Origin of the sequence: Rufibacter roseus (assembly GCF_001647285.1) — a bacterium.
Classification (GTDB): domain Bacteria; phylum Bacteroidota; class Bacteroidia; order Cytophagales; family Hymenobacteraceae; genus Nibribacter; species Nibribacter roseus.
In genome coordinates, this window is the sequence record NZ_LRML01000018.1 from 37,537 (window position 1) to 51,253 (window position 13,717).

Consider the following 13,717-nt stretch of genomic DNA (forward strand, 5'->3'; position numbering starts at 1 on the left):
GCTGCTTTCCTCTGGCTTCAGATTGAGGAAGAAGCAAGTAAGTCATGAAAGCCTAAGATTTCAGAACTGAAAGGTTTATTGAAATGAGCGTACATAAACAAGCTAAGTTTACGCTGGGTCAACATCAATGGCTACGCGCAGGTTCTTGAAATCTTTGCTTTGGAGGAGATGGAATACGGCTTCCTGTATCTGATTTTTTGAGAAGCGAAGGCGGCCTCCGTCTCGGTCAAGTTTTACGTGTACTTCCTGCAGGAAAAGATTCCTGATTTTGAAAATATGCGGCGGTTCGGGGCCAAGAATACCAGTGCGGCCCAGGCGGTCGGTTAGGTCTTTGGCTAAGGCAATGGCGGCTGCCTCACAAGGCTTGGCCTCTGGGTGCTTAACTGTAATTTTAATGATGCGCACAAACGGAGGGTAACGGAACTTCTGCCGTTCAGCAATTTCCTGCTCGTACAGCCCCAGATAGTTATTCTCTATCACGCGCTCAAAAATAGTTTGGTTAGGGTTGGCAGTCTGTATAATTACTTTGCCCGGCTTTCCTTTTCGGCCGGCCCGGCCACTGACTTGTACAAACAGCTGGTACGCCCGCTCATGGGCCCTGTAGTCCGGGAAGTGAATAATGCTGTCGGCGCTTAAGATGCCTACCAGACTCACATGTTCAAAATCAAGTCCTTTGGTCACCATTTGGGTACCCACCAAAATATTAGTGCGCTGTTGCTCAAAGTCCTCAATAATCTGCTGATGGCTGTTCTTGCGTTTAGTGGTGTCCAGATCCATGCGCTGTATGCGGGCCTCCGGCAAGAGCAGTTTTAATTCATCTTCAATTTTTTCAGTGCCGAAGCCCACCGTTTTAAGCATGGTAGAACCACAGGCAGGGCATTCATTGGGCTTGCGCTCATGGTAGCCGCAATAGTGACACCTTAATTCATTAGAGAACTTGTGGTAAGAAAGGCTCACGGCACAGTTACGGCACTTAGGAATCCAGGCGCAGTCGTTGCAGTCAATAAAAGGGGAGTAGCCACGGCGGTTCTGGAACAGAATGACCTGTTCTTTGCGGTGCAGGGTGTCTTCCATGTCATGCACCAGTTTCTGCGAGAAGTGGCTGAGCATGTTTTTGCGGAGGCTTTCGCGGCGTATGTCTACCAGTTCAATTTCAGGCAAAACAGCTTCTCCGTAGCGCACGTGCAAATTAACCAGACCCCATCGGCCGGTTTGGCAGTGGTAATATGTCTCTACTGAGGGCGTGGCGGAACCTAATAGTGTTTTTGCCCCATGAAAATGAGCCATCATGAGCGCAACTTCTCGGGCGTTGTAGCGGGGGGCGGGCTCGTGTTGCTTGTAAGAGGGCTCGTGTTCTTCGTCTACTACAAGAAGGGAGAGCGAATGAAATGGCAGAAACACGGAAGAGCGCACCCCAACGATCACCTGAAACCTACCAGATAGAATCCCATTCCAGACTTCTACCCGCTCATTGTCGGAGAATTTGGAGTGGTATACCCCCAAACGGTCTTGGAAAACCCGTTTCAGGCGGGTCACTATTTGAGCGGTAAGGGCAATTTCTGGCAAAAGGTACAATACCTGACCACCTGCGTCTACAGCTTTCTGAATTAGGTCAATATACACCTCTGTTTTACCGCTGCCGGTAATACCGTGCAACAGCACCGTGTCTTTGCTGTTAAAGTGATCTAAAACTTCATCTCGGGCGCTTGCCTGGTCAGGTGAAAGTTCCGAGGCAAGATAGGGGCCACGGCCTTCCGCTACCGGAAAGCGGCTCACCACCACATCAAACTGCTCCAGTACGCCGTTTTTGATAAGCGTATTAATGGCCGAAAGTGACAGGTGGGGGTTAGAGGTGAGCAGGTTCTTTTCTACGCCATGCTCGTTCAACGCCATATCTTGCAGCAAGGGGTTTAGCTGCACGTATTTCAGGAGTACATCTAACTGCTTGGCTTTAGTGGCCAGTTGATTAAACAATTCCTCTAGAGTCGCTTCGTCGGTGGTGAAGGCAGGGGCTAAGCGCACCTTCTTCACTACTTTAGGGGCATATTTCTCTGCTATTTCCTCATATATAATGATAACTTCCTTGAGGAGTAGGGATTTGATGATTTTATGGAAGCTGGTGAGCTGCAGCAGCTGACCAGCTTCGGTAAATGTTAGGTGGGGCTTTTGCCGCAGCGCGAACAGAATCTTCTCCTCGTGAGCGGTAAGTGGCCACTCATTCGTTTCTTCGCTAAACTGAGGGTGGAGCTGAATTTTAGACTCGCTGCTGAGCTTTAAGGCGGCAGGCAGGGCAGCGTTAATCACCTCGCCCAAGGTGCACATATAGTACTCGGCTATCCAACTGAATAGTTTTAGCTGAGGTCCGGTGACAACGGGTTTCTCATCTATTACCTCCAGAATGTATTTCGCTTGGTAATCAGTAGGCGCTTGCTCGTGTACACGCGCCACCACACAACTCAATACTTTCTTCGTTCCGAACTGTACCAGTACCCGAGCCCCTACCAGTACGTCGTCGCTCATTTCAAGCGGAATGCGGTACGTGAAAAGCTTGGGTAGGGGCAAAGGCAAAATGACGTCCGCGAACAGGGTTACCCGTTCAGGGACGTCATCAGCGGGGATATGAAATTCTAGTTCGGGTGTCAAAGCGGGTAGTTTAGGCCAAAGTTCGGAAAAACAGGCCGTAAACGGAAGCTTTGCTTAGTCCACTTTGAAATCTTCTACCAGAAGGGCCTTCTTGGCTTTGTCTTGTTGTGTTGGAGTTTGAAGCACCGTGGTGTAAAGCAATACAGGCTCATTTTTGCGAAGCTCTAACTGAAGCTGCTCAATAAGGTCTGTCTGCACCGGTAACCAAAACTCCTGGCTGTTGTATTTAAACAGAAGCTCATATTTATAAGCTTTCAAATCTTTCTTCTCCATTCCTATAGCTTGCATCAGCTCCAGGTTTTCAGAGGATAGCTTACGGAACTGGCCATCATAGACCATTGATAACCGGAAGCCTTCGGCGCTAGGGGCAGAGGGCGTAGCGTTTACAATTGATTCAACGGTAGTTACGGGGTGAGTTTTGTCTAAACGTTCCCAATAGTTACTTCCGTTCTGAGCGAAGCTGGTTGCAGCAAAGGCTAACCATACTACACTTGCCAAAAAAATCTTTTTCACTTTCTAAAGGGTTTAGTTGATATGTTTAACAGGTAAAGCCGCTTTTCTAGCGAGTAGTTCCTATTATTCGTCGAATATCCGAACTATAATTTTAAAGTGCAATAGCTTAATTTTGAGCTTTTTTTATAAAACCCTTTATATAAGCGTTTAGTAAGGATTCTTTTTTAAAAGTGATATCAGATTCTTTTTATAATTATAAACTTTTTTTTTACAAGTTCTGTAGCTGAGCTATCGCCTCTGAAACAGAATGCACCGGAAGCTGACAGGTTTTATTCTGACAAACATAAATAGTGGTTTGTCCGGCGGTGGTAGAACGCTCTTCTAACAAAGGAATAACAGGGTCTTCAGGTGATTCTTTGCTACCAGCTAACAAGACGTTAGGTAGGTAGTGCTGCTGTAACAGTTCTCTAAACTCATGCACCCGCGGACCAACTATCACCACTTCAGCAGAAGACTTTAGTTTCAGGTAGTAAAGTGAAGCCCAGTTGCCTAAATGAGAAGGTTGCTGCACCACCAGATCTCTTACCTTTGAAAGCATTTTCTCTGACAGCTGGGTGTAGTCCGCTTTGTCGAAATACAAGCCTAGGTAATGCAGGTTGTGGGCCATGACAGAATTAGAAGCTGGCAGCACGTTATCCAGGATTTCCTTTTTGCGGGTTATGAGCTGCTCACCGCGGGCACTGGTGAAGAAGAAAAGATCCTCGGCAGGGTCAAAGAAATGTTGGAGCGTATGGTGTGTCAGTCTCTTAGCCACCGTAAGCCATTTCTCATCAAAGTTGGCTTGGTACATGCCAATGAAAGCTTGTATGAGCAAGGCATAATCTTCCAGAAAAGCGTCAATGGTTGCTTTGCCCTCTTTAAAATTGCGGTACAGCTGATCATTGACGTAAAGGTTCTTCAGCAAGAACTCAGCATTGGTGCAGGCCAGCTTCAGTAAATTAGGATCTCCGAAAGCACTGTAGGCGTCAGTAAGTCCCTTTAACAGAAGGGCATTCCAGGACGTAAGGATTTTGTCGTCTAAACCAGGACGGTTACGTTGGCCTCGGGCTAAAAGTAAGGTGTCTTTCCAGTTTTGCACGTGCTCCTGTAGCTCTTCTAAGCTAAGTCCTTGGTCAGCGGCAAAAGCTATGTCTGTCTGGCGGCGGTGCAAAATGTTTAAGCCATGCTCCCAGTTTCCCTCTGTTGAGGTGTTGTAATACTTACTGGCCAAACTAGCTTCTTTGCCTAAGTGCTGCTCTATTTCAGCTTGGGTCCAAACGTAAAATTTGCCTTCTACACCTTCACTATCTGCGTCTAGGGCAGAATAGAAGCCACCTTCGGGGCTGGTGAGTTCACGCTCTACAAAAGCTACAGTTTCCAGCACCACTTGCTTGTACAGCTCATTGCGAGTGACTTGGTAGGCTTCAGAGTACAGGCTGATCAGTTGACCGTTGTCATACAGCATCTTCTCAAAGTGGGGCACAAGCCAAGCTTCATCAGTTGAGTAGCGGGCAAAGCCTCCGCCTACCTGGTCATAAATGCCGCCCAAAGCCATTTCTTGCAGGGTAAGATTCAGTTGTTCTAGTGCCGATGGTTTTTGGCTGTGGTGGTAATATTTGAGCAGAAAAGACCAGATGCTGGGCATGGGGAACTTTGGAGCATGGGCTGTGCCGCCGCGTTCAGTGTCAAATTTCGTTTGCAGGGCTTGAAACATCTGCTCAAAAGCCACTGAGTTAAAATCTGCATTGGCTTGCGTTAGACCATATTTAGCCAATTCGCTCTGGTTGAGGTGCGCCAGGAATTGGTCAGCAGATTGATCTAGCTCCTGCCGGTTGGTTTGGTATGCGTTGGCAATGCTTTGCAGTAGTTGAATCCAGTTTTGAGGCGGGAAGTACGTGCCACCATAAAATGGTTTGGCGTCAGAATTCAGAAAAACATTAAGTGGCCACCCGCCTTGCAAACCCATGGCATGGAGGGCATCCATGTAAATCTGATCTACATCGGGCCGCTCTTCACGGTCTACCTTGATGCAGACAAAGTGCTCATTCATTATCTGGGCAATCTCTTCCTGTTCAAAACACTGATGCTCCATTACGTGGCACCAATGGCAGGCCGCATACCCAATGCTTACCAGAATAGGCTTCTGTTCTTGCTTTGCCTTTTGCAGCGCCTCTTGCCCCCACGGATACCAATCTACCGGGTTGTAGGCATGTTGCAACAGATAAGGACTAGACTCTTGCAGTAAGCGGTTGGGCTTTTTTTCCATGTTTTGTTTAGTAAGGCGGTAGCGGTGTTTTGGGCCTGTTTTTTAGAAATTAGCCTGAAAACGAGCTTCAGGTGTGCAGTTGACGTTGTACCATGGCAATCTCTTCCTGTACATCTGCTTCTAGCGCCATTTGTTGGAGACGCTCCAGGAGCTTGCGAAGAAAGCTTTGGTGGGAGGCGCTGTCAGGGTTAAACGGATGGTGATTTAAATCACGCTGTACTTCACTCCAGCGTTGCAGAAATGAGGCAAAGGCTTTGTCTGCGTATGCGCCTATAAATTTCTCCCAGATATACTGTTCCGCCATTTCCGACGGATGAATCAAATCTGAACCATAGTACCGGTAGTCCCTTAAATCATCTAACAGCAATTCATACGCCGGGAAATAGGATATCATGGGGTGAAACTCCTGAGCCAGATGGGCAGCCACCCGTAAAATGCTCTTACTTACGCTGTTCAGGGGTAGGGTGTCTTTGATATGCCGCACCGGGCTCACCGTAAGAATTATCTGTAGAGTTGGGCAGTGGCTGCGTAACAATTCAAGGGTCTGTCTGGTGTCTTCAGATATTTCTTCTATTGTCAGCAGCCGCTTGGTGAAAGATTTTTGGGGCACCTTATGGCAATTGGCTACAAATGCACCCGTATCAATTCTTTCGTACAAAAATGCGGTGCCCCAGGTCAGCATGATAGCTTGTGCATGCATCAGAAATTCATGTGCCTGCTGTATCGTTTCCCTCAGTTGCTCAATTAGTTTTTCAGGTTGTGCATGGTGGAAAGAGGAATGGAAGTCATAGTGAAACCATAAGTCCTGCCTTTGCACTAAGCCTTCTTCTAATTGCGAGGTGTCATTTAAGACCACTGTTCTTATAAGCTTATTCGCCGATAAAGGATTGAATATAGTGCCGAAGGGGTTTACCAACGTGTTTGCTTTCACGCTCTGCAATTTGCGGCCCACCACCTCTGCAAAGCAGGAGCCAATGGTGATAATACCTTTAGTGCGGGAGAAGCGGGTACCAGAGTTAGGAATGTTGATTTCGGTTCTAAACTGCATGCGCAAAAAGTTCTGTTGGCTAAGATACGTAAAACAGGTCTATTAGGCGGAATTCAATAGCTGGCTTAGTTCGGAGAGGCTATGAATAGTATGAGTGGGCGCAGCGGCTAAGCATAAATCAATTGCCCCATAGCCAAAAACTGCCCAACAGGAGGGTATACCAGCGTTGTTGGCAAACTGTAGGTCAGCGTGAGTATCACCAATCATTAGGAACTGGTTAAGGCTAAACTGAGGGTAGCGGGGTAAAATAACCTGCTGGAAAGCCACTGGGTCAGGCTTCTTAGCCATCGGAAGATTCGGATTGTCTCCAATGACCAGATCAAAATATTTGTTCAAGTTAAAATGCTCCAGAGCCTGTTCTATGGCTTGCTGACCTTTGTTACTAATGACTACACAGCTAAGCCCCTGTTGCTGAATTTGCTCAAAAAGAGCTTCGGCTCCGTCAAATAAGGTGGTGAGGGCACCGCCCTCTGTATGGTAAAGCTGGCGGTATTTCAGCACCCATTCCTGGAGCAGTTGACCAGAAGAGTCATCTGACAGCGCAGGATGCAGAAAAGGCAGCATGGTGTTCAAATTGCCGCCGGTACTTATGCCTTCTTTTACTTTTTCATCTGAAGGAGGGGTAGTCCCTTCCTGCTCAAAAGTTCTTCGAAATGTGTGTAAGATAGCTTCTTCAGTTGCGCACAGAGTGCCATCAAAGTCAAATATAAGAACGCGGTAGGGAGACATGCTTAAATAAAAGGTTAATGCAAATAGGTGAAAGACCAACGGTAATATCCGTTTTGAACCTGGTTTAAGAAAAGCAGGGCTAAAACACCCTTTTGTGCTGTAGTAAATAACCGGCAAATAGGGGGTTTTGTTACGCTTGCTGAAGATAAGAGAAGTTGCCTGAAAAGTCAGGTTGCCGATCCTGCTTTTAAGAAGAAGGAGCAAGTATGGGCTTTATTTGAAATAGTTAAAGGTGCTTTAGAGCTCTTTTTCTAAAATCAGCCCAAAAACAGGAAGATGTACAATTCCTGCTGTATTACAAAAATTAAAAGGGTCTAAAACAAAAACATCCTGCCGTACTCCGGCAGGATGTTTCTAATATTTGAGTAAGCTTATTGACTACTCACCAACTACGTTAAAGCGAACTTGGTGCTTCACTTCTTTGTGCAGGTTAAGTGTAGCAGTGTACTCGCCAAGGGTTTTCACCTCCTGGTCAAAGTCAACACGCTTACGGTCTACATCATAACCAAGAGCCTTAAGGGCCTCAGAAATCTGCAGTGTAGTTACGGCTCCAAAAATTTTGCCGCTCTCGCCTGCCTTAGCCGGAATAGTTAATACAGTGTCACCAATACGGTCAGCTATATCTTGAGCGTCTTTTTGTACTTTCTCTGCTTTGTGGGCAGCTTGGCGAACGTTCTCAGCCACTACTTTTTTAGCAGAAGGAGTAGCCATTTCAGCTAAGCCTTGCGGGATCAAATAGTTACGGCCAAAACCTGGCTTTACTTCAACGATATCGTTTTTATAGCCAACGCCTTTTACGTCGTCTTTCAGAATTACTTCCATCGTGCTTTACCTCCTTATTTTAAAGAATCCGTTACGTAAGGCAAAATAGCCAAGTGGCGAGCTCTGGCAACAGCCTGAGCCACGCGGCGCTGGAATTTCAGGCTGGTTCCAGTTAAACGACGAGGCAACAGTTTGCCTTGCTCGTTCACGAACTTCAATAAGAAGTTACCATCTTTGTAATCGATGTACTGGATTCCGTTTTTCTTGAAACGGCAGTATTTCTTGCGCGTGTCTTGCTTGTGGATTTTTTCGTTTACTAAACTCATGATGCTTGTGCCTCCTTCTCTTTTTTACCTGATTTGAACTCACCGTTTCTGCGACGCTCGTTGTAAGCAACGGCGTGCTTATCAAGGGCAGTGGTTAAGAAACGGATGATTTTCTCATCTCTGCGGAAAGCAAGTTCCAATGCGTCTACCACAGTAGATGGACCTTGGAACTCGATGAGGTGATAGAAGCCTGTGTTCTTCTTCTGAATTGGGTAAGCCAGTTTTTTTAAGCCCCAGTTCTCCTCATGAATAATGTCGGCGCTATTTTCCTTAAGCACCTGTCTGAACTTCTCGACCGTCTCTTGCATCTGCACCTCGTTCAGCAACGGGGTCATAATGAAGAGAACTTCGTAATTTTTTAAAGTCATTTGTGTTTAAATGATTTTTTGGTTCGAAGGGGCAAAGGTACGGTAGATTCTGACATAAAACAATAAAGTGAATAAAATATAACTAATTGAAATGGAGGGTCAAAATACACTATATATAATAGGAGTTACTTGATCTAAAAGCTGGCTCTTAAAAGGAAGGTTATATAGGACGAAGTGGAATAATGTAGAGTTATATAAAATAGAGTAGATGCTACAGATGGGAAGAGAGAAGATCAAATAGGGAGGAAGTGGTAAAGGAAATGGAAATAAGGTAAGCAACAGAAGCAAAAATATGGCGGAGGCACTTAACACAATTGGAGCCCAAAGGTTAAAACGGTAGATAAGAACTGTATAAAATAAAACCAATATGCAATATAATAAATCTAAGTTAGGTAAGAAATAGACTTAATAAAGGGCTTGATATAAACACCTAAAAAAAAAGAGCACTTATAGTAAAACAATAAAAAGTGAAATTATGAAGGTTAAAAGCATCGGGGCAAAAGGGGGTACAGGGGTTCTGAGGAGTAATTTATAAAAATTCTAAATAATAGTTAAATGGGCTGTATAGAAGGATTTAAGGCTAATTTTTGATATAAATACGGAGCCTTCAGACCCCTCAAAAATAAGTTATATTGTGTTTGATTAATGATGATCGGGTAGTAGATTTGTGCCCATAATGTACTTTCACTATTCTTAACACTACATTTAAGCTATGATTAGCTGTAAAAAGAGAGCAAAATACGCCTTCCTACTCCCTTTTGTCTTTGCCTTCTTGTTTGTTACCAGTGCTTTTGCTCAGGAACAGGCAAACGTGAGCGAGACAGGGGTAACATCCGGCGCTGAAGCTCCAGCTGCTGCTGGTGCCGGTGGGGCAGACGCAGGTGTGATTGACGCTGGAGCAACCCTATTCAAAAACAACTGTGTGCAATGCCACTCGGTAGGTACAGATGTAGTTGTAGGGCCAGGTCTGCAGGATGTTCATAAGAGAAGATCAGAAGGCTGGTTGATTAAATGGATCAGAAACTCAAGTGCTCTGATCCAGAGTGGAGATAAGGATGCTGTAGCGGTGTATGAGCAGTACTCAAAGCAGCAAATGCCGTCTTTTGCGTTGTCTGATGATGAGCTAAAGGCAATCATTGCTTATATAAAGGATGCAAGTGAAGCTCCTACTACTGGCCCTGCCCCAGACGGAAACCCAGGGCAAGCAGGTCAAAACGTAGGAACTGATGCCATTGGTGCCGTTTCAGGTTACATGGATCTGTTGTTAATAGCCCTTGTGTTGGTACTGATTGTGTTGGTGATTACCCTGTTAATCATTGCTTCAGTACTGAAAGGTTACCTGAAGAACAAAGGTGATTTAACCGGATCAGAGCAAGAGATTCTGGAGCAACGTACCAATTTTGCCAATATTTATAAGTCTAAAGCAGTAAGAGTTATAGTAGGGCTGATCTTTGTAGTGGTATTGGTAGACCTTACCATTGACAAAGTAATGGGGATTGGTATTCAGCAGGGATATGCCCCAAGACAACCAATCGCTTTCTCTCACAAGTTGCACGCTGGTGACCACCAGATCAACTGTAACTACTGCCACACTTCTGTATATAAGAGTGAAAAGGCTAATATACCTTCCGCTAACATCTGTATGAATTGCCATAGCCAGATACAGAAGGAGTCTCCTGAAATCAAGAAAATTTACCGTGCAATTGAGAAAAACCAACCTATTGAATGGGTTCGGGTGCACAACCTGCCTGAATTGGCTTATTTCAACCACTCTCAGCACACTAAAGTAGGAGGCGTAGAATGCCAGACATGCCACGGTCCTATAGAGACCATGGAAGTGGTGGCCCAGTACTCTCCTTTAACTATGGGCTGGTGTATTGACTGCCATAGAAATACTCCATTGAACACACAAGGCAATGAGTACTATGACAACTTGGTGAAGTTGCATGAGAAGCAGTCAAAAGGCGCCTTTGTGGTAGCGTCAAATGGTGGTACCGAGTGTTCAAAGTGCCACTTTTAATCAATTCCATATCCTGAATTTGAGTTTTTGAGATATATGCAAGAAACAATTAAGTACTGGAGAGGAGTAGAGGAGTTGAACAATACTCCGGAATTCCAGAAGCATGCTCATAATGAGTTTCCTGAGTTCCTGCCAGTAAGTGAAGCCCACGGAGAAGATAAATCTTCAACCGTGGCTCCAAGACGTGATTTCTTAAAGCTATTGGGCTTTGGAGTGGCAGCAGCAACGTTGGCCTCTTGTGAGTCTCCGGTACGCAAAGCAATCCCTTACCTGCACAAGCCGGAAGAAGTAGAGCCAGGTGTTCCTAACTGGTATGCCTCTACGTATTACATGGGCGATTTTTACAATTCAGTTCTTGTAAAAACACGCGAAGGCCGTCCGATCAAGATAGAGGGTAACACCCTTTCTCCGATCACAAAAGGCGGTACTCACGCTCGTTCGCAAGCCTCATTATTAAACTTATATGATAACAGCCGCCTGAAAACACCGGTTGTTAGAGATAAGGATAATAAATTTGCAGACACTACCTGGGATAAGATTGACCAGGAGGTGCGCACTCGTTTGACTGGTGTTCAGGGTAAGGTAGTGTTGGTTTCTAACACCATCATTAGCCCAAGCACTAAAACTGTTATCCGTGATTTCGGTGCACAGTTTCCATCTTTTGAGCATGTAACCTATGACCCTAAGTCAGCCTATGCTTTATTAAGAGCAAACGGTGGCGTAGTGCCAGGGTATGACTTTAGCAAAGCGAAGGTAATTGTATCTATCGGTGCCGATTTCTTAGGCTCATGGATTTCACCTGTTGAGTATTCAGCACAATATGTGATCAACCGTAAGGTTACTGCTGAAAATCCAATTATGTCTCGTCACTTCCAGTTTGAGACTTTCTTGACAATGACTGGTGCAAACGCAGACGTAAGGGTTCCGATCAAACCTTCTGAATATGCTGCCGTTGCGGCCGCTCTGTATAATGGAGTTGCTGGCGGAACTGGCGGAACGGCCATTCAGGCGCCAAATGCAGCTGCTGCAAAACAAGTTGAAGCTGCTGCAAAAGAACTGTTGAGCAACAGAGGAGCTGCGTTAGTAGTATCAGATTCCAATGATCCTGCGGTACAAGCCTTGGTTACTGCCATGAACAGTGCTTTAGGTGCAGAAGGATCAACCATTAATTCAGGTGCTCCTTCTTTTGTACGTCAAGGAGATGATGCCAGAATGTTGCGTTTCATCCAAGAGATGAATAGTGGTGCAGTAGGCGCAGTTATCTTCTATGGCGCTAACCCAGTGTACGATCATCCGCAAAGCCAGCAAGTAGTAAACGGCTTGAAAAAAGTAGGGGTGAAAATCTCATTCTCTGACAGAGTGGATGAGACCGCTGCTTTGGTTGATTATGTATGCCCAGATAGCCACTTCTTAGAGTCTTGGAACGATTATGAACCAAAAAGAGGGTATTTGAGCTTAGCTCAGCCTGCTATCTCACCTATTTTCCAGACAAGACAGGCGCAGGATACCTTATTGAAATGGACTGGTTCCACTTCAGATTATTACACTGTTATTCAACGTAACTGGGCTGGTATTGTAGGTACTGCCGAAGGATGGGATAAAGCGGTACATGATGGTGTGGCTTCTGGCACAACAGGAGTTCATCAACCTGTATCAGTAACCCCAATCACATTGGCTGCTGCAGGCGTAAGCGTGAATAAAGCGCGTCCGGCTGCCGGAAACAATGCTGTTGAATTAGTTATTTATGAAAAAGTAGCCATTGGTACTGGTCAGCACACCAACAACCCATGGTTACAGGAAATGTCTGACCCTACTACAAAAGCAGTTTGGGATAACTACGTAACCATATCAAGCGCTTTAGCCAAAGAATTGGAAATTGAGCAGAATGATGTGGTGAGAGTAGAGGCCAAAGGTACTTCTTTAGAGTTGCCAGCCCTAATCCAGCCAGGTCAGACATATAAGACAATTGGTATTGCTGTTGGTTACGGACGTACTAACGCAGGACAGGCTGCCAATAATATTGGTGCCAATGTGTACCCTTTTGTAACAGTATCTGACAATGCGTTGCAATACAACAATGTTGTGACTATTACTAAGGTTGGAGCTGAAAAACCAATTGCACAAACACAGACGCACCATACCGTAATGGGACGTATTGTAGTGCAGGAGTCAACCCTTGCCAAATACAAGCAAGATCCGAAAAGTGTAACAGAGTACATTAAAATTGCTACACCAGATGGACCAAAGAACCCACAGAGCGTATCGCTTTGGCAAGATTACGAGTACAAGAACCACCACTGGGGTATGGTCATTGACTTGAACTCATGTATTGGTTGTGGTACTTGTACTATCAGCTGCCAGGTTGAGAACAACGTGCCAGTGGTAGGAAAGCAAGAGGTGTTGAACCGTCGTGAAATGCACTGGTTGCGTATTGACCGCTACTATAGCAGTGATGCTACCCGTGAAGACGGAGGGTTTGAGAAAATGGAGAATCCAGCAGATAACCCTGCGGTTATTTTCCAGCCAATGCTATGCCAGCATTGTAACCATGCTCCGTGTGAGACAGTTTGTCCGGTAGCTGCTACCATGCACAGTACAGAAGGACTTAACCAAATGGTTTATAACCGTTGTGTAGGTACCCGTTACTGCGCAAACAACTGTCCGTACAAAGTACGCCGCTTTAACTGGTTCAACTACGCGAACAACGAGAAGTTCGATTACAACATGAACGATGATTTAGGTAAGATGGTGTTAAACCCAGATGTTACCGTTCGTTCACGTGGTGTAATGGAGAAATGCAGTTTCTGCGTTCAGCGTATCCAGCAAGGTAAGTTAGAGGCTAAAAAAGAAAGCCGCCGCCCAGTAGACGGAGAAATTGTAACTGCTTGTGCTCAATCTTGTCCAACCAACGCGATAATCTTTGGTGACATGCTAGATCCAAACAGCCAGATTTCACAAGTTTTGCAGCGTGAAAAAGGTGAACGTGCATTCCACGTGTTAGAAGAATTGAACACGCAGCCAAACGTGACTTACTTAACTAAAATCAGAAATCAAGCTTAATTT

The 13,717-nt window shown here is 45.4% G+C and carries 10 protein-coding genes; 2 read left to right on the forward strand and 8 right to left on the reverse strand.

Annotated elements, in window-relative coordinates; genetic code table 11:
• Positions 1-108 precede the first annotated feature (108 nt).
• The 8 genes from priA to rpsF all read right to left on the reverse strand — a co-directional run bounded on the left by priA (position 109) and on the right by rpsF (position 8,634).
• Positions 109-2,643 carry a replication restart helicase PriA gene (priA, locus tag A8O23_RS19015; protein ID WP_066624974.1) on the reverse strand — a complete coding sequence of 845 codons (2,535 nt, stop codon included), beginning with the start codon at positions 2,641-2,643 and terminating at the stop codon, positions 109-111.
• A 54-nt stretch (positions 2,644-2,697) separates the two neighbouring features.
• Positions 2,698-3,156: a hypothetical protein gene (locus A8O23_RS19020; protein ID WP_066624975.1), complete on the reverse strand. Its 459-nt coding sequence runs from the start codon at positions 3,154-3,156 to the stop codon at positions 2,698-2,700.
• 208 nt (positions 3,157-3,364) lie between these two features.
• Entirely contained in the window at positions 3,365-5,401 is a 2,037-nt protein-coding gene (locus tag A8O23_RS19025; RefSeq protein WP_066624977.1) for a thioredoxin domain-containing protein, read from the reverse strand.
• A gap of 67 nt (positions 5,402-5,468) precedes the next feature.
• Positions 5,469-6,449: a GSCFA domain-containing protein gene (locus A8O23_RS19030; protein ID WP_066624979.1), complete on the reverse strand. Its 981-nt coding sequence runs from the start codon at positions 6,447-6,449 to the stop codon at positions 5,469-5,471.
• A 42-nt stretch (positions 6,450-6,491) separates the two neighbouring features.
• Positions 6,492-7,178 carry an HAD family hydrolase gene (locus tag A8O23_RS19035; RefSeq protein WP_066624981.1) on the reverse strand — a complete coding sequence of 229 codons (687 nt, stop codon included), beginning with the start codon at positions 7,176-7,178 and terminating at the stop codon, positions 6,492-6,494.
• A 378-nt stretch (positions 7,179-7,556) separates the two neighbouring features.
• Positions 7,557-8,000, reverse strand: coding sequence for a 50S ribosomal protein L9 (gene rplI, locus A8O23_RS19040; protein WP_066624982.1), 444 nt, complete (start codon positions 7,998-8,000; stop codon positions 7,557-7,559).
• A gap of 14 nt (positions 8,001-8,014) precedes the next feature.
• Entirely contained in the window at positions 8,015-8,266 is a 252-nt protein-coding gene (rpsR, locus tag A8O23_RS19045; protein WP_066624984.1) for a 30S ribosomal protein S18, read from the reverse strand.
• Complete coding sequence (gene rpsF / locus A8O23_RS19050) at positions 8,263-8,634, reverse strand: 30S ribosomal protein S6 (protein ID WP_066624986.1); 372 nt, start codon at positions 8,632-8,634, stop codon at positions 8,263-8,265. The genes rpsR and rpsF overlap by 4 nt, the downstream gene beginning before the upstream one ends.
• A gap of 712 nt (positions 8,635-9,346) precedes the next feature.
• Here rpsF and A8O23_RS19055 point away from each other — a divergent pair.
• Both A8O23_RS19055 and A8O23_RS19060 read left to right on the forward strand, forming a co-directional pair.
• Complete coding sequence (locus A8O23_RS19055) at positions 9,347-10,654, forward strand: c-type cytochrome (protein ID WP_082883167.1); 1,308 nt, start codon at positions 9,347-9,349, stop codon at positions 10,652-10,654.
• A gap of 36 nt (positions 10,655-10,690) precedes the next feature.
• Entirely contained in the window at positions 10,691-13,714 is a 3,024-nt protein-coding gene (locus A8O23_RS19060) for a TAT-variant-translocated molybdopterin oxidoreductase (RefSeq protein ID WP_066624992.1), read from the forward strand.
• Positions 13,715-13,717 lie beyond the last annotated feature (3 nt).